The sequence below is a fragment of the Streptomyces sp. NPDC093225 genome (assembly GCF_044753805.1).
Classification (GTDB): domain Bacteria; phylum Actinomycetota; class Actinomycetes; order Streptomycetales; family Streptomycetaceae; genus Streptomyces.
In genome coordinates this window covers 79,553-106,137 of sequence record NZ_JBIVNX010000017.1, presented here as the reverse complement: position 1 = coordinate 106,137, position 26,585 = coordinate 79,553, and the positions used below count along the sequence as shown (strand labels likewise).

Here is a 26,585-nt window from a genome sequence, read left to right as displayed (position 1 = left end):
CACGCGTCGGTGGCGGGCCGCCCGGTCAGTGCCGGGCGGCCGTCACCGTCAGCGGAAGGCCTCCCAGCAGTCCTCCTGGACGGCGGAGATGCCCATGAACACCTTGAACGCGCTGTACAGGGAGGCGCCGTACCAGCCGGCCACCTTCCACCACTGGCCCCTGGTGCCACGGATCGCGTTGACCATGTTGTACAGGCGCCGGAAGCCGACCGAGCGGATGATGCGCACGGCCTGCCGGAACTTGGTGATCTTCATGACCCAGCCGATGCCGCCGAACCACAGGGCGATGTCGATGATCGCCATGGCGCACTTGGTGATCTTCCAGTAGATGCTGTTCGACCACCACCACTTGCCGTTGACGTCGTACATCGTGATGGGGTCGGCCGGATAGCCGTAGGCGTTGGCGCCGCCGTCGGCGACCGGGTCGGCCTGCAGGAACCGGCCGGTGGCCGGGTCGTACAGACGGGCGCCCATCAGCGTCAGCCCCGAGAGCGTGTCGCCGGACCGCTGCTGGCCGCCCAGCCAGTCGTAGCGGGCGGGCTTGCTGCCGGCGCGGGTGTTGCCGTACTCGTCGGTGTCGAGCACGGTCGGCGCGACGGAGGTGTCCAGCGGCAGCTGCAGCACCACGTCACCGTGGATGTCGCTGAGCTGGAGCACCGTGTTGCCGGTCTTGCTCGTGGTGGCCGCGAGGCCGCCGCCGATGGAGTCGACGTTGCGGGTGACCGTTCCGGTGGCGGAGTCCTCCAGGACCCAGCTGGGCCGGTCGCAGCCGCAGTCGTAGTGGTTGACCTTCGACTGGGTCTGGGTCCAGGTGCCGCCGCTGTTGGCCTCGACCGTCCAGGAGCGGATGCGCTGGGTACCGTCGAGCTTCCAGGTCTGGCGCTGGCTGCCCAGCGTCTCCTGGTAGACCCGGTCGTTGGTGTAGTAGCCGAAGGCCACGCCGCCGGGCTTGGCGGTGGTGCGGCCGAAGGCGTCGTACGCGTAGCCGGCGGTGGACTGCCGGTCGGCGCTGTCGTACGTGGTGGACGTGGTGGTGCCCCCGCTGGTCGGGCAGTCGGCACCGGGGGTGCCCGGTGCCGTGGTCAGCGAGGTCCGGTTGGAACGGCCGTCGAAGGCGTACGTGCGCTTGGTGCAGACCGTCTCGGCGGTGTCCTCCACCGAGGTGAGCCGGCCGACGGCGTCGTAGCCGTAGACCTGCTCGGCGTTCTGCGCGTCCGAGGTCACCTGGCCGTGGATGGAGCGGCTGGTGGTGTCGGACTGGACGAGGACGCCGTCGCTGTCACGGGTGTACGCGCGCTCGACGACCGTACCCGTCGGGTCGAAGGACTGCTTGAGCGTGTAGCCGCCCGGCAGCGTCTCCGACACCTGGGCGCCGTCCGCGTCGTAGGAGGCGGTGAAGGTGCCGGCCACGGAGTCCACGGTCTTGGTGACCAGACCGCGCGGCTCGGCCGCGTGGTCGTAGGTGTAGGTCACCGAGGACGGGACGCTGTCGGACGTCTTGACCTTCCTGCCCAGGAGGTCGTATTCCGTGGTGGTGGTGCCACCGTCGGCGTCGGTGTACGAGACCGGACGGCCGAGCTTGTCGAAGACGGTGGTGAGGGTGCCGCCCGTGGGCGAGACCGACTTCGTCTCACGACCGGTGGCCGGGTCGAACTCGGCGCTCGTCGACGGGGAAGCCTGGCCGAGGCCGCCGGTGGTCGCCACCGACGCGACGCGACCTGCGGCGTCCGTGGTCGTGGTGGTGGTGCGCGTCGTGGCCCCGGAGGTCTCCGTGATCTTCGACGTGAAGCCCCACCAGTCGTACTCGAGCGTCTTCACCGGCAGCGTGGTCGGGTTGGACCCGCCCCCGGTGATGGCTCCGGCCGGTCCGGTGGAGCAGATCAGGTCCGCCCACTCCGGACGTCCCTGGCACGTGCCGGTACCGGTCGCCGACCAGTAGGTGGTGACCTTCGTGGTGGCGTCGGTGCCGGTGCCGCCGGGCTGGATGACCTTGGTCACGCGGCCCTGGGCGTCGTACTCCGTCGTGGTGGTGAGCGCCAGGCCCGCCGGGTCCTCGATCGTCTTGACCGGTACGCCCTTGGCCCAGTCGTACTGGGTCTCGGTCGTGCGGGTCTCGCCCTGGACGGTCGGGTGCTCGCGCACCTGGGCACCGGTGGTCACGTGCGTGGCGCGGTCCTTGACGATCGCGCTGCCGTCGGTGGGCCGGCCCTCGTCGTACGCGGTGACCTTCCACGAGCGGGCGGTGACCGGGGTGCCGGCGGCGACCAGGGTGGTGGCTCCGGACTTCAGGTCGGCCGTCAGCTCGATCCGGCGCAGCGGGCCGAACTCCTCCAGCTCGCGGGTGCCGCGGGCGTCGTAGGCCGTGCTCGTGGAGAGCAGGTCGGCGCGCTCCGCCTCGGTGAGCTGGGCGATGCCGAGCCCGGCGCGGGCGGCGACGGCGGCCGCCGAGGTGCCGATGGCCACCTCGCGGTTCGCCGCGGTCAGCTCGCGGACGGTGTTGCCGAAGAGGTCGTACTCGGTGGTGGTGATGTCGCCACCGGGCTCGGCCTTGTCGACGGTGCGGCCCGAGGTGCCCATGTAGTGGACGGTGGCGCGGGTGTAGGCGCCCGCGGTGAGCGTGCCGCCGTCGTTGGAGGACGGGACCGAGTCGGCCGGGAAGACGGCCGTGGCGTCGGTCGGGGCGTCGGTCTGGGCCCAGCGCTTCACGTCGGCGGTGCCGAGCTGGTACGGGGCGGCGGCGCCGGACAGCGGGACGTCGTAGACCAGGGTGGTCACGGCGTTGCCCTCGACGACGTCGGTGGTGCCCTGCTTCAGGCCGGCGCGCGAGACGTTCAGCAGCATGCCGTCACCGGCCGCGCTGCTCGACCCGGCCTTGCCGTAGGTGAAGTTCCAGGCCAGCTCGCCGGGGGGCGTGAGCTTGGTGACCCGGCCCGCGGAGTCGTAGTCGTACGCGGTCTTCACCGCCGGCGTGATCTGGGTGTCCCAGGTCTCGCGCAGGCGGCCGCTGTCGTCGTAGGCGTAGCTCTGCACGGTCTTGGCCGTGGCGGAGGCGGCGCCGGACGCGGTCGACCAGAGCTTGATCTCCTTGACCTGGTTGACGAAGTCACCGAAGGCGCCGGAGGTGGCGGTGGTCGCCGTGGCGTAGACGTACTCCAGGACGCGGCAGCCCTTGGTGGACGGGTCCGCCTTGCAGGCCGCGACGGTGGTCGCGGAGGTGGGGGCGAAGACCCGCACCGGGCGCGCCAGCTGCTTGCCGCCCACGGTGACCGTGGTCGACTCGACGTTCGACGTGGAGTCGGACTGGCCCTGGTTGCCGGTGCTGCTGAGCTGCCACGTGGTGGCGCCGGCCGGCTTGGTGAACGTCGTGGTGACGCCCTCCGAGTCGGTCAGGGTGAACGACCCGGTGACCGAGCCGGTCAGGGTCAGCGTCTCCGAGCCGGGCTCGGGGACCCACCCGGTCTGTCCCGCGTTGGCGGTGAAGTGGATCGGCGTGCCGTCCGAGGTCACCACGTCCACGGCGGTCGCGGACAGCTGCTGGACGAAGGCGTAGTCGGAATTGGTGAGCTCGGCGATGGTACCGGCGACCCACTCCTTGCCGAAGATGGGCAGCTGGCCCTCCTGCACGGCACCCGGGGTGCGCGAGGAGGCGGACCGCTCCACGGACAGGCCCTGGTTCTTCACGTCGGCCTCGGTGAGGGTGTAGTCACCCGTCAGGAGGTTGACGGAACCGGGGCCGACCGTCTGCCCGGCGGCGACACCGGCGTTGCGGTCGACGACCACGGCCAGCGGGTCGGTGCTGCCGGCGGCGGCGTTCGGGCCCGTGAAGTCGGCCTTGATCTCGATGCTGCCGTCCGGATTGACGGTGTCGGTGGCGTTCCACGTCAGGGCCGGGCTCTTGCCGCCGGTGAGGGCGATGGGCCAGGCGGTCAGGGCGGTACCGCCCTGGGTGACGTCACCGGCCGGGACCGGGGTCCAGGCGTCGGCGGCGGAGCGCCGCCAGGAGAACGACACGCTGTCGTACTTGGTGCTGTCGGCCTCGGCGACCAGCGGCAGGCGGCGCGCCGTACGGGTGCCCGCGGCGGGCTGGACGAAACCGCCCGGGCCCGCGTGGAACGCGTAGGTCAGGGGCTCCGACTTGTTGTCCGCCTGGTCGACGGTGCGGACCTGGAGGGTGTGGTTGCCGTCCCGCGGCGGGGTGACCGTGATGGCCTTGGCGCCGGCGACGCCGCCCGTGGCGACCTTGGTCCAGGTCACGCCGTCCAGGGACCACTCCAGCCAGTTGTGGTCGGCCGCGGGCGGGGTGACGTTGAAGACGCCGGCCTGGCCGCCGCCCTTGACCCAGGCGTTCGACGGGTAGTCCGTCGAGGTGATCCCGGTGGGCGCGGAGGGAGCGGAGGTGTCGACGGTGAAGTTCTTCCAGGCCGACCAGCCCAGGTTGTAGTGCGTGCCGTCGTACGGCGAGGTGCGGAACTTGTACGTCTTGCCGTTGGTCAGCACGCCGGCCGGCACGGTCACCGAGGCGACCTGGCCGGAGGGGGTCCACGGCGAGACGAGGTAGTTGCCCACCTGCGTGTCGGTCACCGCGTCCCGGACCTCGAAGGTGCCGTTGACCTTGTCACCGTTGGGGTCGACGAAGGTGTCGCGCAGGGTCGGCGTGGTCGTGTTGACCACGTAGCTGCCGCCGTACGAGTAGAACGGCGGGCCCGCCTCCTGCTTGGTACCGGTGCGGGGCCGGTAGTTGTACGTCACGACCAGCTTGGGCGGGTTGCTCGCGGCGTTCGCGGAGTTCACGCGCTTCCACTGCGCGGTCACCGACTCGTCGGTGGCGCGCAGGCCCATGCCGGACGTGGAGTTCTTGGCGGAAGCCCACTCCTGCACCAGCGTGGTGACGCCGGCGTTGATCCAGCCGTCAGGGGCGGAGGTGCAGCCCGGGTTGCCCTTGGTCTCCGTGGAGGTGGCCTTCTTCGCCGTCCAGGCGGGCTGCGCGGTCCAGCGGGAGGCGGTGGAGGACTTGCCCGCCGACCAGACCTCCCACGGGTAGGCCACGCAGTCGGTGTTGCCGGAGTGGAAGTTCCACAGGCTCAGCGTCGCGCTGGTGACCAGCGCGTCGGAGATCGGCGCGGTGTTCCAGGTGATGAAGGAGCGCGCGGTGCGGAAGGTGCCGTCGGCGTTCTTCGTGCCCGGGTTGCCGAGGTCCAGCTCGGTGTCGGTCGACCAGTCGACCGTCTCGCCCTGCTGGACGTAGGTGTCGAAGACGTTGCCCAGCGACGAGGTGGACGGGTCGACGGTCACCGGGTAGCGGGTGGCCGGGTCGGCCAGGAACTTCGCGTCCGGGGTGATGACGAGGTCGATGGTGCCGCCGTGGCGGACGACCTTCATCTGCGCCTTCGCCCGGTGGGTGGACTCGCCGGAGACCTTGTCGACGGTCGCGTCCCACATGACGGGCGCGGGCATGACGGCCTGCTTCTTGTTCTTCTTGTCCGTGAAGAGCAGGCTGCCGTCGCGCTGCTGCTCCACCTTCAGGCCCTTGGCCTTCAACGGCAGCGTGTAGGTGTAGCCCCCGGCCGCGGGGCGCTCGTTGATGCGGACGAACTGCTCGAAGCCGGTCCGGGTGGCCTCGACGACCAGGTCGCCGTCGGGCACCGCGTTCTCGTACGTGGCGCGGTTGTCGTCGAGCTTCGGGGCGGGCAGGCCGCCCTTCCACTGGAGCGTGATCTGCTGGTCGCCCTCGCCGAGGGTCACCAGGTCGCGCGAGGCGGCGGCGGCGTTGTCGGAGAGCCGGGCCAGCTTCTTGCCGCCCGGGGCGCCGAGCCGCAGGCGGTGCGGGTGGGCCTTGGGCTCGACGGAGCCGTCCGGGTTGGCGGCGAGGTCGAGGTCGACCTGGCGCCAGTCGCCGGTCACCACGTCACGGAAGCGGACGGGGCCGGCGGTGAGCTCGGTGGTGAGGTCGCCCGTGGGGTTCACCCAGGTCGTCGAGGTCTCGGTGCGCTCGGAGAGCGCCTCGACGCGCTTGCCCGACAGTCGGGCCGCGATCCTCGCGGAGGGGACGTCGGGGGCGGTGGCGGGGGTGCTGCTCTGGCGGTCCGCCTTCGCGGCGCGCGCCCGGTCGGCGGCGACGGCGCTCTCGGCTCCGTAGAGGACCGAGGTGGACATGACGAGGGCAAGGCCCGCGGCTATCGCGGGGATCCCTCTTCTCCGGCGGTGCCACGGCAGCCCGCGGTCGCGGGCACGGCCCGCGAAGGGGGTGTTCACATGTCTCCTAGTCGAGGTCGCGAGCGACCTGGGGACGGCGGGGCACGGCACTTCACAAACGGAAGGGCACCTCGCGTTTTGCATAGGTGACGTGGAACTTAATCGAAAACAGGCGCGGACAAACCGGGAGTTACCGCCTGGAGCAAGAGCGGAATCAGACATTCCCGATCATGCCGTGTGGGTGATGTGCGTCACGTTCGGAAACGGTGGTGACCGAAAAGCCGTCAGCCTCCCTTCCGTGGGGGAAGGGAGGCGGACGGCCGGGGGAAGGGAGGCGCGGGGGCGGGGACGGGGTCAGGCGGTGACGGTCGGGAGCTTCGCGGTGAAGGCCGTCGGGACGCCGACCACGTCGTCGAAGCTGAGCTTGCCCGGGCCGAACTGGTCCGCGGTCATGGCCTTCTTCCTGCCGCCGACGACCTGCCACACCACGTTGCTCTCCGGGGACAGCAGCATCGTGCCGTCCACCGGGGCGGCCTTCGCCGCGGCGGCCTTCAGGTACGTGCCGGGCGCCTGCTCGAGGGTGCGCTTGTCGTAGCCGAGGCCGGTGTAGTCCGCCCACGTCAGCGGAACGGCCACCCCGCCCGCCATCACGTACACCGTCGGGTCGGCGTCCGCGGCCTTGACGATCGTGCCGTTGCCGATCTGGCGGGCGGCGGCCGCGTGCAGCCAGTCGCCCGGGACGCCCATCAGGGTGCGGGTGTTGTATCCGTTCGCGGTCCACTCGGCGGCCGAGATGTGCAGGGCGCTGCCGTTCAGCATCACGTAGCGGGCCGGGTCGCTGCCGGACTGGTCCATGACCACCCGGCCGTTGCCGACGGTGCGCTGGACCGCGGCCTGCAGCCAGGCGGTCGGGACGCCCATGTCGGCGCGCTGGTCGTAGCCGTCGGCGGTCCAGTCGGCCGCGGAGATCGGCAGGGCGGCGTCGTCGACGACCACGTAGCGGGCGGCACCGCCCGCCTGGTCGTGGATCACGGTGCCGGACGGGGGCACGCTCGGCAGGGCCCGGAAGGCCGCGTCCTCGATCAGCACGATCTTGCTCAGGTCGTACTTGTCGGGGGTGACGTCGGAGGCCGCGACCGGGACGCCGGAGCCGGACACCATCACCTTGACGGCGGGGCCGTTCGGGGACTTCACCAGCGTGCCGGAGGCCAGCGAGGAGGGGTTCGGGTAGGTCGGGCCGGCCGGGTACGGGTCGGTGTGGTCGGAGCCGAGGTGGGCGGCGGGGCCGCAGGAGGGCCAGGCGCCCTCGCCCTGGCCGGCCAGGATCTTCTCGCCGGTGAGGATCTGCTGCTGCTTGGTGGCCAGGTCGGGGCGGGAGGCGTACGCCGTGCCGCCGAAGGCGCGCCAGGTCGACATCGAGATCTGGAGGCCGCCGTAGTAGCCGTTCCCGGTGTTGATGCTCCAGTTGCCGCTGGCCTCGCACTGGGCGACCTTGTCCCAGGTGGAGACGGAGGCGGCGGCGGCCTCGGTGGTGGTCAGGAGCGGGGCGGCCAGGGCCAGCAGGGCGGTGGCGGTGACGGCGAGCGCGGACTTCTGGCGGGCGGCGGAGCGCATGGTGGATCCCTCGGGCAGGTGCGGGCGGTGGTCTGCGGGGCCGGGCGCCGGGCCGGGCCCGGGCCGCCCGCCCGGGGAGGGGCGGGCGGGCGGCTCGGGGGCGGCGCCTCGGGCGGTGTCCCAGGCCGGGCCTGGGGGGTGCCCCGGAGCGGGGCCGGGGCGGGCGGGGCTCAGCCGGTGACGGTCGGGAACTTCGCGGTGAAGGCGGCCGGGACGCTGACCACGTCGGCGCGGTTGAGCTTGCCCGGGCCGAACTGGTCGTCGGTCAGGGCCTTCTTCTTGCCGCCGACGACCTGCCACACCGTGTTGCTGTCCGGAGAGAGCAGCATGGTGCCGTCAGCCGGGGCCGCCTTCGCCGCGGCCGGCGTCAGGAACCCGCCCGGAGCGAACTCCAGGGTCTGCTTGTCGTAGCCCAGGCCGGTGAAGTCCGCCCACGTCAGCCGCACGGCCACGCCGCCCGCCATCACGTACACCGTCGCGTCGGTGCCCGAGGAGTCCTTCACGATCGTGCCGTTGGCGACCTGCTTGCCCACCGAGGCGTTCAGCCACTCGCCCGGGACGCCCATCTCGGGCTGGGTGTTGTAGCCGTTCGCCGTCCACTCGGAGGCCGAGATGTGCACGGCCGTGCCGCCCACCATCACGTAGCGGCCCGGGTCGGTGCCGGACCCGTCCATGACCACGGTGCCGGCCTGCAGCGTCTTGGTGACCGCGCGCTTCAGCCACTGGCCGGGGACGCCCATCAGCCTCTGGGTGTTGTAGCCGTCCTCGGTCCACTCGGAGGCCGAGATGTGCAGTGCCGTGCCGTTCACCATCACGTAGCGGGCCGGGTCGGTGCCCGTCTGGTCCATCACGACGGTGCCGGCCGGTACGGTGCGCTGCGCCGCGGCCTTCAGCCAGGCGGTCGGAACGCCCATGTCGGGGCGCTGGTTGTAGCCGGCCGGGACCCAGTCGTCGCCACCGATCAGGAGGGCGGCGTTGTCGATGATCACGTAGCGCTCGGCACCGCCCGCCTGGTCGTGGACGACCGTGCCGGACGGGGGCGCGCTGGGCAGGGCGCGGAAGGCCGCGTCGTCCACCAGCACGAGCTTGCTGAGGTCGTAGTTGTCGGGCGTGACGTCGGAGGCCGCCACCGGGACGCCCGATCCGGAGACCATCACCTTCACCTCGGGGCCGTTCGGGGACTTCACGAGCGTGCCGCTGGGGAGCGAGGCGGGGTTGGGGTACTGCGGGTTGGTGGTGCCGGCCGGGGAGATGTAGCCGCTGATGCGCTGGCCCCACGGCGACTGGCCGACCCGCCAGTAGGGGGTGGAGTTGGTGGAGACGTGGCCCGGGTAACCGCCCTGGTTGCCGCCGGTGATGGTGACCGTGTCACCGCTGACGCCGGTGACGACGGCCACGTGGTCGGCGTAGTCGCCGCCGTTGTAGTTGTAGACGACCGCGTCGCCGACGTGCGGGGTGCTGGAGAGCGTGCCGTACTTCTTGCCGTAGTCCATGAAGCTGGCGGCCCGGTCGTCCAGGGTGGCCAGGCCGGTGACGCCGTTGCGGGCCCAGACCCAGCCGGCGAAGTCGGCGCACCAGGCGTGGGTGCGGGTCGTGCCGCCGGTGCAGCTGCTGGACTGGTTGGGGCCGCCGACGTAACCGCCGTGGGCGCAGTAGCCGTTGCCGTTCTCCGCCTTGGCCGTGGCGGCGATGCCGTCGGTGAGCGGCGAGGCGCTGGCCGGGGTGACGACGACCGCGGTGAGTACGGAGACGGCGAGGGCGGAGGCGGAGGTGAGGCGGATCGCGGCGTTCTTGAGGTTCTTGGACATGGCGGAGCAGCTCCTGGGTTCAGGACGGAGGCGAGCAGGTCTGTGGGGTGCCGCGGGACGCGGCTGGCCTGTCGGAGGCCGAAGACTGGGGGCGCCGTGCCGGTTCGGGTCGGGCCGTGGCGGCCGTGTCGGGACCCGTGTCGAGGCCGTGTTCGGGGACGGCTGCCCTGCAGGCGCAGCAGTCGGACGGCGGCACGGACGCGCGGGGCGCTGATGAGGCGCGGCGCGGGAGGCGCGGGTGGGGCGGGGCGCGGCGGGCGCCTGGTGGAGCGGCGCGCAGGGCGCGGGGCGGGACTCGCGCGGAGGGCGCGGCTGGGGGGACGGCCGGCGGGTGGCGGCCTGGCCGGGTTACTCCCAGACGGTGGTGGCCTGCGGCTTGGTCGCCTTGCCGGCGGTGGCGGTCTCCCACACGGTCGTGGGCTTGGCCTTGCCGACCGGGGCGGTCTCCCACACGGTGGTGGCGGCGGTGCGGGTGTGCTGGTCGGCGGTGGCGTGGGCGGCCAGGGCGGGGACGAGGGCGGCGAGGGCGAAGGTGGCGACCGCGGCGGCCTGGGCGATGCGGGTGCGGAACATGGGAGTGGTCCTTTTCCTGGAGTCGGGTGGACGCTTCCGGCACGGGGTGCGCCGTCGCGTTCGCTGCGTGATCGGCCCGGTTCCACGTCCCGCGGTGACGTCTCTCCGGTCCTTCCGGCGGGCTTCGCTTCGCTCGTCCCTGCCGTTGATCAATAGCTTCGTCGCAGCTCAGGGCAGGCGGAAGGGCATCCGGCTGGACGGAACCGGCGGTGGACGCTTGCGGTCAGCAGGGCCGGGCCGGGGCCGGATCCGGCCGCGCGGACACGCAGCGCGGGGCGCCACCGGCGGCGTACCGCACCCAACACGCCGCGATGCATCAACTCGGCTCACACAAAAGGAAGTTGACCTACCAGCAGGGCGCCAAAAAGCCCGGGCGGCGTCACATGGACGCCGCCCGGGCGGAAGGTCGTACGGGAGCCGGGCGCACGGCCCGGTCCCGAAGCGGCCGGCTAGCGCAGAACCGGGAAGGCCGTGGTGCGGCCCTGGTCCTTGAGCCAGGCCAGGACGCGGTCGAGGGCGGTGACGGTCTGGGTGCGGTCGCCGCCGCCGTCGTGGAAGAGGATCGTCCCGCCCGAGGCGGGGAGTTCGCGCTGGACGGTGCGCAGGATCGCGTCGGCGCCGGGGCGTTCGAAGTCCTTGGTGTCCACGTTCCAGCCCAGGGGGCGCATGCCGTGCTCGGCGGCGATGCGGCGGCTGTCCGGGGTGAAGGCGCCGCCCGGGGCGCGGTAGTACTCGACCTCGGCCGTGCCGCCGGCGGCCTGTGCGATCAGGCGCTGGGCGTCCAGGATCTCCTTCTGCTGGTAGGCGACCGGCTTCTTGTCCATGCGGACGTCGTGGGACATGGTGTGGTCGCAGAGCCGGTGGCCCTCGGCGACCACCTTGCGGACCAGGTCCGGGTGGGCGGCAGCCTGCGGCCCGATCATGCAGAAGACCGCCTTGACGTGGTGCTCGCGCAGCACGTCGAGGACCCGCGGCGTCCAGGTCGGGTCCGGGCCGTCGTCGATGGTGATGGTGATGGCCGTACCGCCGCCCTCCGGGTCGTGGGCGATGTCCTGCGGCACACGGGCCACGGGCGGCGCGGCCGGCGGGGCCGCCGCCCGGGCGGGGGGCTTGCGGTGACCCGTGATGGGCGCGGCCGCCTCCCGGCCGCGCTCGGTGGCGGTCAGTTCGGCCGCACCCCACACCGCCAGGCTGAGGCAGGCCGCCGAGGCCAGGACCGCGAGCTGGGCCCGGTACCGGAACTTCCGTATCCGGGAACCCGGGGCGGGGTCCCCGTCCTCGGCGCCCCGTCCCGGGCCCGGCAGGAGGGCGAGGGAAGCCTCCTCGGCAGGCACGTCGTCGCCGGCGACGGGCACGGGCACGGGTACGGGGGCGACGCCGTTCGCGGGGGCGGAGGCTGCACCCTCGGCGGGCGCTGCCGTCTTGGCGGGCCCGGGGGCCACGTCGTTCGTCGGGGCGGAGGCCGCGCCCTTGGCCCACGAGGGGGCCACACGCTTCTTCGGGGCGGACGCCGCCCGCTCGGCGGGCGCGCCGGCACCCTCGGCGGGCCCAGGGGCGGCGGCCTCGGCAGGCACGGCGGCGGCACCCTCGGCAGGAGCAGCGGCGGCGGCGCCCTTCGTCAGCGCGAGGGTCGCGTCCTTCGGCACGGCGGAGGCGGCCCCCTTGGCGAGCGTGAGGGTCACGTCCTTGGACGGGGCGGAGCCCGCACCCTTGCGCGGGGCGCCCTTGGCGCCCTTGGCTCCCTTGGCGAGCGTGAGCGTCGCGTCCTTCGGCGGAGCACCGTCCGCGGCGCCCGCGGGGGCAGCGCCCGTGCGCGGGCCGGAGGCCACGCCCTTGGTGAGCGTGACGGTCGCGTCCTTCGGCGGCGTGGCGCCCGCGGGGGCGGCGCCCTTGAGCGCGGCGGAGGCCGCCCCCTTCGCGAGCGTGAGGGTCACGTCCTTCGGCGGACCGGCGTCCGCGGCAGCGGCGGCAGCTGCGGCATCCGCGGGGCCGACGCCCTTGGACGCGGCGGAGGCAGCACCCTTCACCAGCGTGACGGTGTCGTCCTTCGCCACCGCGGCGCCCGCGGGGGCGGCGCCCTTGCGCGGGGCGGAGGTAGCGCCCTTGGACGAGCCGGAAGCAGCGACCTTGGCGAGCTTGACGGTCTCGTCCTTCGGCGGCGTGCCGCCCGCAGGGCCGGCGCCCTCGGACGGGGCGGAAGCAGCACCCTTCGCCAGAGCGAGGGTCGCGCCCTCGACGGGCGCGGCCACGTCCGGGGCGGCAGCACCTGGCGCGGCAGCATCCGGCGCGTCAACGCCCGGGGCGGCAGCCGGTTCCGAAGGTACGGACGGCGGCTGCGAAGGTTCGTCAGCGGGCGCGGACGGCTGCTGCGGTACGCGGTGGTTCACCCCGGTCGTCGCCCGGGGCTTCTTCGGCATCTTCATCGGTCGGCTCCTCCCGCTTGCCATGACGTCATCTCCAAGCGGGAGGTTGCGCCGGTATTTGATCGTTCTGTGACAACTCGGACACCCTCAGGACCAATGTCCTCGGGCAGCACCGACGAACGGCCCGACCCCCTGGGGCCACCTGCCCCGCGAAGCTGTCGGAGTAACAAGAACCACATCTCGCGCAGAGGTTCAATCCGGTTGGACGTTTCCGTACGCCCGGGCACCCGCGCCCGGCAGCACCGCCCACGAGCGCGTCCCGCCGCCCGGCTCGCGGGACTCCCCGAAACCCCAGTCCCCGCCGCACTCCCGGACGACGATGGACAGCAGCCGCAGGGCCGATCGGCGCCGGGCGTCGCAGGCCGCCGCGATGCGCGGGTGGGTGTGCGGGGCGTGGGAGTCGTACACGATGAGGCGCAGCGCCTCGTCCCGGTACCGGACGGACAGGTAGAGGTCCTCCCCCGGGTTGAGGTGGCAGGCGGCGGCGACCAGTTCGCCGGTGCACTGCACGGCGGCCGGCGCGAGCGGCTCGAGCGCGTGCGCGTGCAGCGCGGACCGCACGGTGTTGCGGGCGATGCGCCCGCTGCAGGACTCACCGGGAATGGTGAGCGAACAGGAGAGCAACTCGGGCGGCGGGGGCTCGAACCGCACCGGCGCGGGCGGCGACACCGGGCAGCCGGCGCGGCGGGCGGCGGGCAGGAACGGACTGAGCATCGCGAACTCCCTTGAATACGAGGCGTATACGGCAGACATGCCGGAGGGTGAGCGGCGAGGTTCGATGCGCACGAATGGCTACGCGGGGCGGGTGGGGTGGTTGTGGCTTGTCGGCGGGGTCATGGGCATACCCCTCCCGATGCACTTCAACTCCCGTGCGTGAGCGGTGCATTACCGAATGTAGACCGTCAGGTGGTCTTTATGCCACTCGCTGTGTGGACATGAGCCAACTCGTCGCTCCGGGGTTGACGTACCGGGCAGACTGCGCGCATGGCCCAGAGGACTTCGCCGACGGAACGTCAGAGACGACTCGGCGCCGAGCTGCGCAAGGCAAGGGTTGCCGCGGGCGTCTCCGCCGAGTCGGCCGCGGGGCTGCTCGGGGTGGACCGCGGCAAGATCTCCGCCATCGAGTCGGGCACCCGCGCCATCAGCGAGGAGCGGCTCCGCACGCTCATGTGCCACTGCGACTGCGCGGACGAGGCCTACGTCCACGAGTTGGTCAGGATGGCCGCGCCCAAGCGACGGGGCTGGTGGGAGCGGTACCGGGGGCTGCTGTCGGCGGCCGTGCTCGACATCGCGGAGCTGGAGGCCCACGCGGTGCGCGTACGGCACTCGCACACGGTCCACATCCCCGGCCTGCTCCAGACCAGCGACCACGCGCTCGCCGTGTTCCGGTGCGTCCTGCCGGCCCTGCCCGAGCACGAGGTCGCGATGCGCCTGGCCCACCGGCTGGAGCGCCAGCAGGTCCTCGAGGGCGTCGGAGCTCCGCAGTACACCGGGGTCGTGCACGAGGCCGCGCTGCGGATGCGGTTCGGCGGCCCGGAGGTGGTGCGGGCGCAACTGGAGTACCTGCTGCACATGACCGACCGGGACAACGTCGTGCTCCGCGTGCTGCCGTTCACGGCCGGCGGCTTCCCCGGCGCCGGGCACACGGTGAACTACGTGGAGTCCCGGGTACCTCAGCTCGACACCGTCCAGCTCGACAGCAACCACGGACCGGAGTTCCTGCACGGCGAGAGCCAACTCGCGAAATACCGGGCCCATCTCGACGTGTTGGAGAAGCTGTCGCTGTCCCCCGCACGGTCACGCGACTTCATCCGCGACCTGGCCCGGCACCTCTGAGGAGACGACCATGGCTGACATCACCTGGGAAGACGCATTCTGCGGGGAGGGCGCGAGCTGCTTCCGACTGGGCACGGACGCCGACGGGAACGGCTACGTCGCGATAGCCGGCGCGGAGGCGAACCACCTCGCCGACTCCGCGGAAGCCCTGCGCCAGATGATCCGGGACATCAAGGCGGGCAAGGCCGACCACCTGCTGTAGGCGGGGCGTCCACGGCGGACGGGTGTGGGTCCGTTGGGCCGTTGGGCGTAACGGGGGTTTCCCGGAAGATCGCGGACGTGGTGGGGTCGGGGCCGCGACAGGGAACGAACGACCGACCACCGACCCGGGGCCGCCGCACTCATGCTCACCGCGATCACCGTCGTCATCATGGCCGCCGCGCTCGCGGCCGGCCTGTGCGCCAACCAGCTGCGCCGCCGGCGCCACCCGGCCGACGGGTCGGACGACGAGGAGGCCTCGGTCAGCGACCTGATCAGCCCGCTGGAGACGCTGGCGGTGCTGCTGGTGGCGTTCGTGATCGTCGTGGCGGCCGAGTCGTACGGAGCCGCCGGCGCGGCCGTCGGGTCCGAGGCACACCGCGTGGACCAGCTGTACGAGGTGGCCGACTACGCCCCCGAGCCGCAGCGCGAGCGGCTGCAGGGGGCCGCGGTCTGCTACGCGCGGGCCATCATGACGTACGAGTGGCCGGCGATGGTCGACGAGGGCCGGAAGGCCCCCGAGGCGTCGGTGTGGTCCACCGACTTCCGCCGCCACTTCAAGGACCTCGCGCGCAAGGACGCCAACACCTTCCAGCTGCTCGTGGAGACGGACGACGACCGCTCGGTGGCGCGGCAGACCAGGCTGTCGGAGGCGATGCCGGCGATCCCGTCCGTCGTCTACTGGTTCATGGTGCTGTCGCTGGCGGCGACGGTCGGGGCGTTCGCGTTCGGGCTGCCGCGGCAGCGCGGGCCCTCGCACCTCGTGCTCCTCCTGGTGCTGGCCGGGCTCTTCACGGGCTCGCTGCTGCTGATCGAGGACATCGACCGGCCGTTCTCCGGGCAGATCGCCATCACCAGCGAGGCGATGGCCGACACGGCCGCCGACATCGGCGAGGACTTCGCCCAGGACCACCCGGGCCGGCCCCTGCCCTGCGACGCGCAGGGCGTCCGCACCCAGGCCCCCGCCTAGCGGAGGCGGCGCTCGGACTCCTGGATGGGGACGTCGTTGATGCTGGCCTCGCGGCGGCTCATGAGGCCGTCGGGGGCGAACTCCCACTGCTCGTTGCCGTGGCTGCGGTACCACTGGCCGGCCGCATCGTGCCATTCGTACGTGAAGCGGACGGAGATGCGGTTGCCGGTGTACGACCAGAGCTCCTTGCGGAGCCGGTAGTCCAGCTCCCGGCTCCACTTCTCGCGCAGGAAGGCGCGGATCTCGGCCCGGCCGGTGAGGAAGCGGTCGCGGTTGCGCCAGACGGAGTCCTCCGAGTACGCGAGCGCGACGCGCTCGGGGTCGCGGGTGTTCCAGGCGTCCTCGGCGGCCTGGACCTTCGCGCGGGCGGTGGTCTCGGTGAACGGGGGCAGGATCGGGGCCGGACGGGCCTGGCTCATGAAGGGCTCCTGGAGGCGATGTGCACGGCACGGACAAGGGGAGAACGAGCGTTCTCACCCGACTCCCGCACCCTAGAGAACGCTCGTTCTCAACGCAAGGGAGAATGACCCCATGGCACACACCCACGGCACACCGGACCCGGACGCGCAGGCCCGGGCACTGCTGCTCGACGCCGCCGAGGAGCTCTTCTACGCCCACGGCATCCAGGCCGTCGGCATGGACCGGGTGCGGGAGCGCTCCGGGGTCCCGCTCAAGCGGCTCTACCGGGTCTTCCCGTCCAAGGAGGCGCTCGTGGCGGCGTACCTCGAGCGGCGCGACCGGCGCTGGATCGACGACCTGACCGCGTACGTCACGGCCCTGCCGGAGCCGCGGGAGCGGGTGCTGGGGGTCTTCGACTGGCTGGGCGACTGGTTCGCCGAGCCGGGGTTCCGGGGCTGCGCCTTCCTCAACGCCTTCGGCGAGCTGGGCGAGGCCTCGGAGCCGGTCGCCGTCGTCGTACGCACCCACAAGGCCCGGCTCCACGCCCTCCTGACCCGACTCGCGGAGGCCGCCGGCGGCCCGCCGGAGCTGGCCGACCAACTGGTGCTGCTCGTCGAAGGGGCGACGGTACGGGCCGCACTGGCCACCGGGGACGCCCCGCCGGCCGCCCCCGCGACCACCGCCCGCGGCCTGGCGGCGGCGAGCCTGGCGCCGTGGACGGGGGCCGGCGCGACCGGCTGAGCCGGCCCCCGACGCACCGCCCTGTCACATCTCCCGCCCCCGCTCCGTCAGGGAAGCAGGACGCCTGCGGAACGCAGGCGGAACGCACCTGCAGGACATGCGAAGGGGACGGCCATGGAGAACACGAGGACCACCGCACCGATCCTCGTCACCGGCGGGACCGGGACGCTCGGGACGCACGTGCTGCCCCTGCTGCGCGCGGCCGGGCGGACCGTGCGCGTGCTGTCGCGCCGGGTACGTCCGGACACCGACGGGGTGGAGCACGTGGCCGTGGACCTGCTCACCGGCGAGGGGCTCGACGCGGCGCTCGTCGGCGTGGAGACCGTACTGCACCTGGCGGGCGGCGTGAAGGACGACGACGAGGCGGCCCGGAACCTGGTCGCGGCCGCGGAGCGGGCCGGGGTGCGGCACCTGGTGTACATCTCGGTGATCGGGACGGACGCGGTGCCGGTGGCGTGGTTCCGTACGCAGCGGGAGGCCGAGCGGATCGTCACCGGGGCGGAGATCCCGTGGACCGTGCTGCGGGCGGCGCAGTTCCACGACCTGGTGCTGACGGTCGCGGAGAAGATGGCGAAGCTGCCGGTGGTGCCGGTGCCGGGCGGCGTGCGGCTGGAGCCGGTGGACGCGCGCGAGGTCGCGCAGCGGCTGGTGGAACTGGCCCTCGGCGAGCCCGCGGGCCGGGTCGCGGACCTGGCGGGGCCACGGGTCTACGGGCTCGGGGAGCTGGTGGCCGGGTACGCGGCGGCGAGCGGCCGGAAGCGACGGCCCCAGCTGGGGATCCGGATGCCGGGCAAGGCCGGCAGGGCGTACCGGGCGGGCGACAACCTGGCCGCGGCGGGCGGCAGCGAGCGGGGGCGTCGGACGTGGGAGGCGTTCCTGGCGGAACGGGTCGCCGGCTGAACCGTCCCTCCGGGTACGGAAGCGGCCCCGCCGGATGGGTGGTGGCGGGGCCGCGTCACGGGGGCGTGTGGGGGGTCCGCCGGGCTACTGGCCACTCTCCCCGCGCGGGAAGGTGATCTCGACGCGACGGTTCTTGCGCCGGCCCTCCTCCGTGGCGTTGTCGGCGATGGGGTAGTCCTCGCTGTAGCCGCGGATGTCGAAGGTGATGCCGGGGTCGACGGTCTTGGCGAGCTCGCGCTGGACGGCGTCGGCGCGCTGCTTGGAGAGCGTCTTGCCGTGCTCGTAGCTGCCGAGGTTGTCGGTGAAGCCGAAGACGCGGACCTTGGTGGCGTGCTGGCGGTTGATCTCGTCGACGATGGCCCGGATGCGGGCGTTGGCCTGGGCGTTGAGCACGGCACTGTCCTTGCCGAAGAGCACCTCGGCCTGGAGGGCGAACATGACCGACTCGTTGGTGTCCTGCCGCCGCTCCTCGCCGCCGAGGTCCTCGACGACCTGCGCGATGTCCAGCACCTTGGGCGGCGCGAGCGTGGCGCCCTGCGGGAGCTTCAGCCCGGGCGAGTTCGAGTCGATCGGCACCGGCGCGGTGGCGGACGGCTCGGTCCCGGGCGGGACGCTCGGCCTGTCGTCGGCGTACGCGGTACCGACCCCGACCCCGGCCCCTGCGAACACGAGCACCGCCGCCACGGCCGCCACGGCCGTGAGCGTCGGGCGCTTGGTGGTCTCGGTCATGGCGTCACCCGGAGATCTTGATGGTCGCCGTGGCGAAGGTGGGGAGGGTGAAGTCGACTTCTTGGGTGCCTTCGGGGGGTGCAGGGAACTGCATGAAGACGTTGTTGGACTTGCCTGGCATCGAGACACCCAAGCCTGTCGTGCACAGGCAGCGACCGTCGGTGTCGCGCAGAGTGTAGTAACGCTTCTTGCCAGCCCGGTCAACGAGCGTGGCACCAGCCACGGAATTCGGGTTCTTAGTGACCACGTCTAGTTCCGTGCCAGACCAGGCAGTCGTCGTGATGGGCGAGCTTCCCTCGTTCGTGATCGTGCCGCTAACCGTTACGAAGCCGCCTGGGTCGCGCTTGGCCTCATGGATGACCAGCACGACCCCACCCGCTCCCTTGACTTCAGCGAGCTTCACGTTCGGGTCCGACTCCGCAGAATCGCTGGGATCTGCCGACTTCGTGCTCTCCTTGGCAACCGTTTCCGATGGCGCCTTGGACTCGGGTTGCTTGTCGCCGTCATCCGAGCCACAACCGGACACAGCGAGAGCCAATGCAGCCGCCATGGCAATGGCTGCCGCCCCCCGACGGGCCGTCGTGGTGTACCGAGTGCTCATGTATGCCGCTTCCTTGTCTCGTTCGCTGGGCTTCAGTCGACCAGGCGCACGTCGAACAGCATTTTCGCCAAAGTGCGCCAAGGGTCCAGGTGAGAGGGATCAAGGGAGATCAGACGCCCCTTGCACGTGATCTCGAAGGGTTTTTTGGGATCGTCCCAGGTGGCTATTTCGCAGCGCGGCTTGATCTCCGCGGATGCACCCGCGGTGGCCCGCACGTCCGTCACCTTGGGATTGCCAATTCCTTTGTTGGCCTGTACCCGCACCGAGAAGACCGCGCCGACACCGCAGCTCGTCAGAGCAGCGCCGTTGGCGTCGGCGAACGTTCCAGCCACAGCACAGGAATTGGCCGAGTCGAAGGCGCCACCCTCCATCAGCCGCTCCCAGTCCTCGCGCTTGAGCAGGCTCAGATCCCATCCTGACGCCAGTTCGTCCCGTGCCGTCTGCGCGGCTGCGAGCGCGGCGGCGTCGGCCGCCCCTTGGGTCTCGTTGCGCCTCGCACCTGCCTGGCCAATTGCGAAGAAGGCAATGACAGCAAAGAGCAGGCCCCCCATCATCCATGCGTACATGGGGAAGGCCTGCCCTCGGTCGCTACGGAGGCAGCGGAACGTCAGCCCGACGTGATGGATGCGACCAGGCCGGAGATACGGGAGCTGATCGCTCCGCCAATGCCGGATGCCATGATCGCGCCGATGATCGCGACCACCACCAGGATGATCCCCAGATACTCGAAAGCCGTCTGGCCGCGGTCCGAGGTCGTGTAGCGCCGGCGGATCTTCGCGACGGCGGTGTTCGCCCAGCCGTTCACGCGCACCGTCGCCTTGAGCATCGTGTCGTTCGACATGCGATTCCCCTCCCGGTAGGTCCGTGACCGCAGCACCGTAGGACCGGCCGGAGGGGGCTGCGGAGGGTCCCTGGGCCCACGTACGGGCCCAAAGGCGGGGGCGGAGCGGGCGGCGTTCAGACATGACCCACCCCCGGGCGTGCCGTGCCGAGCCAGAGGGCTATCGCCTCGCTGCGGCTGGCGGTGTGGAGCTTGGCGAAGATGCGGTTGATGTGGTTCTTCACCGTCTTCTCGCTGATGAAGCAGGTGGCGGCGATCTGCTGGTTGCTCATCCCGGTTGCGATCAGCTCCATGATCTCCACCTCCCTCGAACTCAGCCCGTGGTCCGCACGGTTGTGCGCACGTTCAGAAGAGCGTGCCACAAGAGGTTGCGTTTGCGAAGAGGTTCGGCGATGAATTCCGGGTTGCGGCGGGAGGGCCGGGAGGACGCCGCCCAGGCCCTCCGGGAGCCGTCCGGGCGCACCCGGCATCGAGCGGGCTTGCGCGAGCAACGCCGTCGCCGCCGAAGGGGTCAGGTGGGCGCGGCCCTCCCGGACGTCGCGGACGGCCCGCAGCAACTCCTCGGCACTGAACTCGCCGTGCACCAGGTAGCCGCCCGCGCCCAGCCGCAGCGCCTCGCGCACGATCTCGTCCTCGCTGCTGTACGTCAGCATCATCACCGGCGCGACGTCCACCAGGTACGGCAGCGCGGAGATGCCGTCCATGCCGGGCATCCGGACGTCGAGCAGGACGACGTCCGGGCGGTGGAGCCGCGCGAGTCGGACGGCCTCGTGGCCGTCGACGGCCTCCGCGACGACCTCGATGTCGTCGCGGCCGCCGAGCAGCACGGTCAGGCCCGCCCGTACGACGGGGTTGTCGTCGGCGATCAGGATCCTCAGTGCCGGTTCCGGCATGCTGCGGCCTCCTCTCCGAGGGGTGGTTTCACGGATTTCACGGGTCGGCACGGGTGAACGCCGCGACGGGCAGGTCCAGGCGCACCTCGGTGCCCGCGGCCGCGCGGCCGCGTCCGATGCGGATGCGGGCTCCTATGGCCGCGGCGCGCTCGACCATGCCGACCAGGCCGAAGTGGCCGGCCGTGCGCAGGTCTTCGAGGGTGGCGCCGGGGGGCAGGCCGCGGCCGTCGTCCAGGACGCCGACCCGGAGCAGGCCCTCGACGATGCCCGCCTCGACGACCACCTGCCGGGGCCCGGCGTGGCGGTGCGCGTTCTCCAGGGCCTCGGCGGTGACGGTGAGGATCTCGCGCGCCACGGGACGCGGGATCGGGGGGAGTCCGCCGGCTCCGGTCGGGCGGAAGTCGGTGGGGATGCCGGTACGGGCGGCGAAGTCACGTACCCGGGCGTGCAGTTCCGCGGCGAGGTCGACACCGGCGGTCGACGGGTCGTCGCGGCGCAGGTCCGCCAGGAGCTCGCGGGACTCGGCGGCGGCGCGGCGGGCGGAGCGGGCCACCAGTTCGGCCTGCCGCTGCAGGACCTGCGGGTCCAGGGGTGCGGCGGAGCCGGAGGCGGAGGCGGCCAGGCCGTCCGCGGCCAGGGCCAGGCCGTGCAGGGTCTTGGCTACCGAGTCGTGCATCTCCCGTGCCAGCCGGGCCCGTTCGGCCCCGATGGCCTCGGTCACGGCGAGCCGGGCCCGGGTCTCGGTCAGGGCCTGGCTCGCGGCTCCGAAGCGGAAGAGGAGGTTGCGCAGGGCGACCCCCACCGCGCCGGCCACCAGGCACAGGCAGGCCAGCGTCACCATGCCGGTCACCGAGCCGCGGACGGCGGGTTCGGCCTTGAACACCGCCGCCACGATCACCGCCTGGGCGGCCGCGTAGAGGGCCGAGCCCCGCCACCCGTACACCAGGCCGGCCAGCAGCGGCGTGCACACGGTCACGAAGCCGAGCGGCGACTCGGGGGTGGCGGAGACGAGCAGCAGGCTGCCGAGGAGCATGTCCACGGCGAGCACCCAGCGGTGCCTGAGCAGGTACGGGCCGAACCGCTCCCAGTCGCGGAAGAGGACGTACGAGCCCATGAACGTGACCAGCACCGACCCCGCCACCAGCCACGTCGCCGCGCCCGGCGCCGCCCGGCCCAGGGCGAACGGGGTGCCGAGGGCGATCATCGCCAGCCGGAAGCCGAAGACCTGCCGGCACAGCGCCTGGAGCGCGTTGACCTGGAGCGGCAGCGCCGGGGCCGGGGCCTGCCGCACCTGGCCCGCGGCCAGCGGCCCGCCGACCACGTCCGCCTCGCGCAGCGGCCCGCCCAACTGGAGCGCGGGAGCGGCCCCACCGCCCGGGTACCCCGCTCCGGAGGCGCTCCCCGAGCCCGAGGCCGCCGCCGGCCCGGACGCCGTCCCCGGACCGGAGGCCCCCCTCCCCTCGCCCCTCCCGAAGGTCATCGCCACACCACCGACACCCACACCCACACCCACACCCACACCCACAGCACCCACACCACCTGCACCGCCCACGTCGCCCGCTCCCCCCTCATCCCGCGAGGAAGGAGTCGAAGTCGATGTCCGCGCCGTAGACGAACCCGCAGACCAGCAGGATCAGGGTGCCCGGCAGCAGGAAGGTGGTCACGGCGAACGTGGCCTTCGGGACGGCGCGGGCGGCCCGGCGGCGGGCCATCTGGGCGTCGGTGCGCCGCATGTCGTCGGCGATCTGGATGAGCGTCTCGACGATCGGCGAGCCGAGCTCCTCGCCCTGCTGCAGGGCGGTGACGAACTGGGCCACCTGCTCGGAGTCGTTGCGCCGGCGCAGCTCGTCGAAGGCCTGGCGGCGGCTGACGCCCATGTCCATCTGCCGCAGCGTGATGCGCACCTCGTCCGACCAGGGTCCCTCGTACTTGTCGGCCACCCGCTCCAGGGCCTGCCGGAAGCCCAGTCCCGCGCTGACCACGACGGCCAGGACGTCCAGGAAGTCCGGCAGCGTGCGCTCGATGTCGTCCCGCCGGACCCGGATCGCGGACCACAGGCCCACCTCGATCCAGAACAGCCCGAAGGCCACCATCAGCAACGCGAACACGACCTGGCCGCGCAACAGCATCGCGGCCGCGCCGAGCGCGCCCAGGAAGCCGTAGACCGCGCGCCGGGCGGCGTACCGGTCGATGGTCAGACCGTTGGGGTTGCCGGCCATGTCGATCTGGCGGCGCTTGCGGGCGACCCGCTTCGCCCCCATCAGGCGCAGCACGGCCGGGGCCCAGCGGATGCCGAGCCGGTCGACGGCGGAGCCCACGGCCGTGGTGCGGGTGGCACCGACCTCCAGGGCCAGCTCCAGATCGAAAGGGAGCTTGACCTCCGCCCGGTACATGCGGATGCCGTGGAACGCGCCGACCACGCACAGCGCGGCGGCCAGGGCGAGGAGCAGGGCGGTCATGTCGTGTGTCCCTCCCGCCTCAGACGTCGATCTTGGACATGCGACGGATGAGGACGAAGCCGACCGTGTAGAGCGCGATGGAGACGATCACGGCCATCTGACCGATGAACGCCCCGGTCATCCGGTCCAGCGCGCCCGGCATCACGGCGTCCACGAGCAGCAGCGATCCGACCCCGAAGACCGGGACCGCGTACGCCGTGACCGTGACCTGGGAGAGCTGCGTGCGGACCTCGCGCCGGGTCTCCTTGCGCTCCTCCAGGGTGGTCGTCAGGTTGCGCAGGGAGCCCACGATCGCGCCGCCCGCGCGGTTGGACAGCACGAGCGTGGTGACGAGGACGACGAGCTCGCGCGAGGGCAGCCGTTCGGCCAGCTCGCCGAGTGCCTCGTCGATGGAGGCGCCCACGGCCAGCCGGTCGGTCACCCGGGCCAGCTCCTCCCCCGCCGGTGCCTCCAGCTCCTCGGCCGCCAGGCCGATGGCGGTACGGAGGGCCAGGCCGGCCTGGGCGGCGTTGGCGAGGATCCGGGAGAGCTCGGGGAGCTGGTTGATGAACTTCTCTATCCGCTTGGCGCGCTGCCAGTTGAGGAAGGCGTTGGCGCCCCACAGGCCGATCAGGGCGGCGACCGGGCCGAAGAAGCTGGCGAGGGCGGCGGAGGCGACCAGCCAGACGGCCGTCAGGCCCGCGACCGCGTAGACGAAGAACTCGCCGGGCGTCACGTCCAGGCCGGTGACGGCGAGCTTGCGCTCCAACCGCCGCCCGAGGGCGGTCCCGCGGAGCCTCCGGTCCAGCCCCCGGAAGCGCCGCCGGCGGCCGGCGGTCTCGTACGGGCCGGCCACCGTGAGCCGGTCGATCAGCGCGGCCCGCTCGGCCCGGCCCTTGGAGTAGGCGTGCACGCCCATGACCACGAGGACGCAGCCCAGCAGGGTCACGCCGATCGTGATGAGCACGAGCTTGTTCATGGGTGGTCCGGCTTCCTGTGCGGAGCTGAGGCGGTTGACGGGGCTGGCGAGACGGGACGGAGACGGAGGCGAAAACGGAGCAGTAGGCGGTAGGCGGTAGGCGGTAGGAAGTGGGCAGTAGGAACTACCGGGCGACCCGCGTGGCGAGCTGGTCGTCCGTGACAGCGACCCCGAAGGCCTGCGGGATCGGCTGGTTGTTCATGTAGAGGCGGTCGGCGATGCGGCGGGGCAGCGGGTAGTACTCGAAGTGGCCGTAGACCCGGCCGTCCGAGGCCATGGGCTGGGCGTGGAAGCGGCACACGGACGTGATGCGGAAGGGCTCGCGGCCGTGCGAGTCGAGGATGGCGATCTCGGTGATGCGACGGGCGCCGTCGGGGTGGCGGGTGAGCTGGACGACCACGTCGACGGCGCTGTTGATCTGGTCCTGGAGGGCGACGAAGGGCACCTCGACCTCGGACATCGAGGCCAGGGTCTGCAGGCGCATGAGCGCGTCCTCGGCACTGTTGGCGTGGACGGTGGCGAGCGAGCCGTCGTGACCGGTGGACATGGCCTGGAGCATGTCGAGCGTCTCGCCGCCGCGGACCTCGCCGACGATGATGCGGTCGGGGCGCATGCGCAGGGAGTTGCGGACGAGGTCGCGGATGGTGATGTGGCCCTTGCCCTCGACGTTCGGGGGGCGCGACTCCAGCCGGATGACGTGGGACTGCTGGAGTTGGAGCTCGGCGGAGTCCTCGATGGTGATGATGCGCTCGCCGTCGGGGATCAGGCCGGAGAGGGCGTTGAGGAGCGTGGTCTTGCCGGTGCCGGTGGCGCCGGAGACGATCACGTTCATCTTTGCCTGCACGAGGCCGGCGAGGAGCAGCAGCATCTGCTCGTCGAGGGAGCCGAGGCCCAGGAGCTCGTGCAGGGTGTACGCCCGGGGGAACCGGCGGATGGTGAGCGTGGCCCCGGTCAGCGACAGCGGCGGGATGATGACGTTGACGCGTTCGCCGCTGGGCAGGCGGGCGTCGACCATCGGATTCGCCTCGTCCACGCGGCGGTTGACGGTGGACACGATGCGCTCGATGGTCTGCATCAGCTGCTCGTGCGAGGCGAAGCGCATGGGCAACTGCTCGACGCGGCCGGCGCGCTCGACGTAGATGTGGTCGGGCCCGTTGACCATGATCTCCGAGATGGAGGCGTCCTCCAGCAGCGGCTCCAGGACGCCCAGGCCCAGGGCCTCGTCGACGACGCGGCGGATCAGCTGCGAGCGCTCGACCGTGGAGAGCACCGGGCCCTCGCGGCTGATGATGTGGCCGAGGACGCGTTCGAGCCGGGCCCGCCGCTCGGCGGGGGCCAGCGCGGACATCTCCGCGAGGTCGATCTCCTCGAGCAGCTTGGCGCGGTAGGAGGCGACCAGGTGGCCGTCCTCGCGGGCGCTGTGCCGGTCCTCGGGGTGGCTGACGCGGGCGCGCAGGCTCATCAGGGGGTCCCGTTGTCGTTGGGCATGGTGGCCGTACGGGTGGCGGGGCCGAAACTCAGGCCCGGGATGATCGAGGGCACGGAGACCGAGGCGGTGCAGGACACCGCGTCCCCGCCACCGCCGCAACCGGAGATCGTCAGCCGCGCCGAGACCCAGCCGCTGACGGCCGCGTGCCCCGCCACGTCGCCGTACCCGGCCTCGGTGGCCTCCGAACGCGCGGCGGCCCGGGCGGCCGTACTGGCCTGCTGGGCACAGTAGGCCGCCATCCCGAGCTGGATCGCGGCCAGCGCGATGAGCAACAGGAACGGCACGAAGCCGAGCGTCTCGAGCGCGGCCTGCCCACGATCCCGCCGCCCGCGCGCGTCCCGCACCACCGGACCCGCCAGCTCGGCAGGCTCCGCCCGCTCCACGCGGCCCGCCCGACCAGCCGGCAGCAACCGACCATTCACCCGACGTCGTACGAGGAGAGCGCACATGTCAGTCATCCGTCTCCTTCCGCGCGCCCGCGCTGGCCTGGATCGTCATGGGCAGGTTGAAGAGTCCGGGGCTGAGCACGGGAACGTTCATGCGGACGGTCGCCCGGACGACCCCGCCCACGTCCTCGCAGGACGTGCTGGTGATCCACGAACCACCGACCTGCCCCTCGGCCGAGCACGCGCCCGTGCCGTGCACGGCCCCCGAGCGGGCCGCCTTGTCGGCGGCGTCCCCGGCGAGGCTGAAGGCGTACCCGATGGCGATGCACTGCCAGCCCATCAGCAGGAGCATGAGGATGAAGGGCCAGACCCCGAGGAACTCGATCGCGGTCTGCCCGCGGTCCTCCCTCCGCAGCCGCGTCCACCGCTCCCCCGGCCCCCTCAAGGACCCGGCGTCCCCCGAAGCCCCGTTCCAGGCGGACCCGTTGGCGGGCACCCCGGTCACCGACTCGAGGGAGTGCCGCCCCGTGGTGTGTGGGGGAGGCGCTTGACGCGGTAGGGCAGGCTGGTCCGGA

23 protein-coding genes are annotated in these 26,585 nt (G+C 72.3%); 5 read left to right on the top strand and 18 right to left on the bottom strand.

The window, feature by feature from the left end; all coding sequences use genetic code 11:
• Positions 1 to 48 precede the first annotated feature (48 nt).
• The 6 genes from ACIQCH_RS17970 to ACIQCH_RS17945 form a co-directional block, all read right to left on the bottom strand.
• Complete coding sequence (locus tag ACIQCH_RS17970) at positions 49 to 6,153, bottom strand: DNRLRE domain-containing protein (RefSeq protein WP_402581959.1); 6,105 nt, start codon at positions 6,151 to 6,153, stop codon at positions 49 to 51.
• Positions 6,154 to 6,546: 393 nt separating this feature from the next.
• Positions 6,547 to 7,806: a transglycosylase family protein gene (locus ACIQCH_RS17965; RefSeq protein WP_402581853.1), complete on the bottom strand. Its 1,260-nt coding sequence runs from the start codon at positions 7,804 to 7,806 to the stop codon at positions 6,547 to 6,549.
• Positions 7,807 to 7,976: 170 nt separating this feature from the next.
• On the bottom strand, positions 7,977 to 9,614 hold the full coding sequence (locus ACIQCH_RS17960) for a CHAP domain-containing protein (RefSeq protein WP_402581851.1): 1,638 nt from the start codon (positions 9,612 to 9,614) through the stop codon (positions 7,977 to 7,979).
• Positions 9,615 to 9,962: 348 nt separating this feature from the next.
• Positions 9,963 to 10,187 (bottom strand): hypothetical protein, encoded by a 225-nt coding sequence (locus ACIQCH_RS17955; RefSeq protein WP_402581849.1) that lies wholly within the window; start codon positions 10,185 to 10,187, stop codon positions 9,963 to 9,965.
• A 449-nt stretch (positions 10,188 to 10,636) separates the two neighbouring features.
• The gene (locus ACIQCH_RS17950; RefSeq protein WP_402581957.1) at positions 10,637 to 11,437 is read right to left on the bottom strand and encodes a polysaccharide deacetylase family protein; all 801 of its coding nucleotides are present in this window, start codon (positions 11,435 to 11,437) and stop codon (positions 10,637 to 10,639) included.
• A gap of 1,365 nt (positions 11,438 to 12,802) precedes the next feature.
• Entirely contained in the window at positions 12,803 to 13,324 is a 522-nt protein-coding gene (locus tag ACIQCH_RS17945) for an ATP-binding protein (RefSeq protein ID WP_402581847.1), read from the bottom strand.
• Positions 13,325 to 13,594: 270 nt separating this feature from the next.
• Between ACIQCH_RS17945 and ACIQCH_RS17940 the strand changes: the two genes are divergently transcribed.
• The 3 genes from ACIQCH_RS17940 to ACIQCH_RS17930 all read left to right on the top strand — a co-directional run bounded on the left by ACIQCH_RS17940 (position 13,595) and on the right by ACIQCH_RS17930 (position 15,614).
• Positions 13,595 to 14,446, top strand: coding sequence for a helix-turn-helix domain-containing protein (locus tag ACIQCH_RS17940; protein WP_402581845.1), 852 nt, complete (start codon positions 13,595 to 13,597; stop codon positions 14,444 to 14,446).
• A gap of 10 nt (positions 14,447 to 14,456) precedes the next feature.
• Positions 14,457 to 14,648, top strand: a complete 192-nt coding sequence (locus ACIQCH_RS17935; protein WP_402581843.1) for a hypothetical protein — start codon at positions 14,457 to 14,459, stop codon at positions 14,646 to 14,648.
• A 141-nt stretch (positions 14,649 to 14,789) separates the two neighbouring features.
• Positions 14,790 to 15,614: a hypothetical protein gene (locus tag ACIQCH_RS17930; RefSeq protein ID WP_402581841.1), complete on the top strand. Its 825-nt coding sequence runs from the start codon at positions 14,790 to 14,792 to the stop codon at positions 15,612 to 15,614.
• On the opposite strand, the gene ACIQCH_RS17925 is transcribed toward ACIQCH_RS17930, so the two are convergent.
• Positions 15,611 to 16,033 carry a nuclear transport factor 2 family protein gene (locus tag ACIQCH_RS17925; protein ID WP_402581839.1) on the bottom strand — a complete coding sequence of 141 codons (423 nt, stop codon included), beginning with the start codon at positions 16,031 to 16,033 and terminating at the stop codon, positions 15,611 to 15,613. The two genes, ACIQCH_RS17930 and ACIQCH_RS17925, sit on opposite strands and share 4 nt — an antisense overlap.
• 112 nt (positions 16,034 to 16,145) lie before the next feature.
• On the opposite strand from ACIQCH_RS17925, the gene ACIQCH_RS17920 reads away from it, so the two are divergent.
• Together ACIQCH_RS17920 and ACIQCH_RS17915 are read left to right on the top strand one after the other, a co-directional pair.
• Positions 16,146 to 16,754, top strand: a complete 609-nt coding sequence (locus ACIQCH_RS17920) for a TetR/AcrR family transcriptional regulator (protein WP_402581838.1) — start codon at positions 16,146 to 16,148, stop codon at positions 16,752 to 16,754.
• Between the two features lie 114 nt (positions 16,755 to 16,868).
• Positions 16,869 to 17,654 (top strand): SDR family oxidoreductase, encoded by a 786-nt coding sequence (locus ACIQCH_RS17915; protein WP_402581836.1) that lies wholly within the window; start codon positions 16,869 to 16,871, stop codon positions 17,652 to 17,654.
• An 84-nt stretch (positions 17,655 to 17,738) separates the two neighbouring features.
• On the opposite strand, the gene ACIQCH_RS17910 is transcribed toward ACIQCH_RS17915, so the two are convergent.
• The 11 genes from ACIQCH_RS17910 to ACIQCH_RS17860 form a co-directional block, all read right to left on the bottom strand.
• A complete protein-coding gene (locus ACIQCH_RS17910; RefSeq protein ID WP_402581834.1) occupies positions 17,739 to 18,383 on the bottom strand; it encodes an OmpA family protein in 645 nt (214 codons plus the stop codon).
• A gap of 4 nt (positions 18,384 to 18,387) precedes the next feature.
• Positions 18,388 to 18,984 (bottom strand): hypothetical protein, encoded by a 597-nt coding sequence (locus ACIQCH_RS17905; RefSeq protein ID WP_402581832.1) that lies wholly within the window; start codon positions 18,982 to 18,984, stop codon positions 18,388 to 18,390.
• 32 nt (positions 18,985 to 19,016) lie between these two features.
• A complete protein-coding gene (locus tag ACIQCH_RS17900; RefSeq protein ID WP_402581955.1) occupies positions 19,017 to 19,595 on the bottom strand; it encodes a pilus assembly protein TadG-related protein in 579 nt (192 codons plus the stop codon).
• On the bottom strand, positions 19,592 to 19,825 hold the full coding sequence (locus ACIQCH_RS17895) for a hypothetical protein (RefSeq protein ID WP_402581830.1): 234 nt from the start codon (positions 19,823 to 19,825) through the stop codon (positions 19,592 to 19,594). Before ACIQCH_RS17895 ends, ACIQCH_RS17900 begins: the two co-directional genes overlap by 4 nt.
• A 116-nt stretch (positions 19,826 to 19,941) precedes the next feature.
• Positions 19,942 to 20,718, bottom strand: a complete 777-nt coding sequence (locus tag ACIQCH_RS17890; protein ID WP_402581828.1) for a response regulator — start codon at positions 20,716 to 20,718, stop codon at positions 19,942 to 19,944.
• A gap of 37 nt (positions 20,719 to 20,755) precedes the next feature.
• Positions 20,756 to 22,198 (bottom strand): sensor histidine kinase, encoded by a 1,443-nt coding sequence (locus tag ACIQCH_RS17885; protein WP_402581826.1) that lies wholly within the window; start codon positions 22,196 to 22,198, stop codon positions 20,756 to 20,758.
• A gap of 88 nt (positions 22,199 to 22,286) precedes the next feature.
• A complete protein-coding gene (locus ACIQCH_RS17880; RefSeq protein ID WP_402581824.1) occupies positions 22,287 to 23,177 on the bottom strand; it encodes a DUF5936 domain-containing protein in 891 nt (296 codons plus the stop codon).
• Between the two features lie 19 nt (positions 23,178 to 23,196).
• The gene (locus ACIQCH_RS17875) at positions 23,197 to 24,135 is read right to left on the bottom strand and encodes a type II secretion system F family protein (RefSeq protein ID WP_402581822.1); all 939 of its coding nucleotides are present in this window, start codon (positions 24,133 to 24,135) and stop codon (positions 23,197 to 23,199) included.
• 124 nt (positions 24,136 to 24,259) lie between these two features.
• Complete coding sequence (locus tag ACIQCH_RS17870; RefSeq protein ID WP_402581820.1) at positions 24,260 to 25,597, bottom strand: CpaF family protein; 1,338 nt, start codon at positions 25,595 to 25,597, stop codon at positions 24,260 to 24,262.
• Positions 25,597 to 26,082: a TadE/TadG family type IV pilus assembly protein gene (locus ACIQCH_RS17865; RefSeq protein WP_402581818.1), complete on the bottom strand. Its 486-nt coding sequence runs from the start codon at positions 26,080 to 26,082 to the stop codon at positions 25,597 to 25,599. Before ACIQCH_RS17865 ends, ACIQCH_RS17870 begins: the two co-directional genes overlap by 1 nt.
• Positions 26,075 to 26,515 (bottom strand): TadE/TadG family type IV pilus assembly protein, encoded by a 441-nt coding sequence (locus ACIQCH_RS17860; RefSeq protein ID WP_402581816.1) that lies wholly within the window; start codon positions 26,513 to 26,515, stop codon positions 26,075 to 26,077. The genes ACIQCH_RS17865 and ACIQCH_RS17860 overlap by 8 nt, the downstream gene beginning before the upstream one ends.
• Positions 26,516 to 26,585 lie beyond the last annotated feature (70 nt).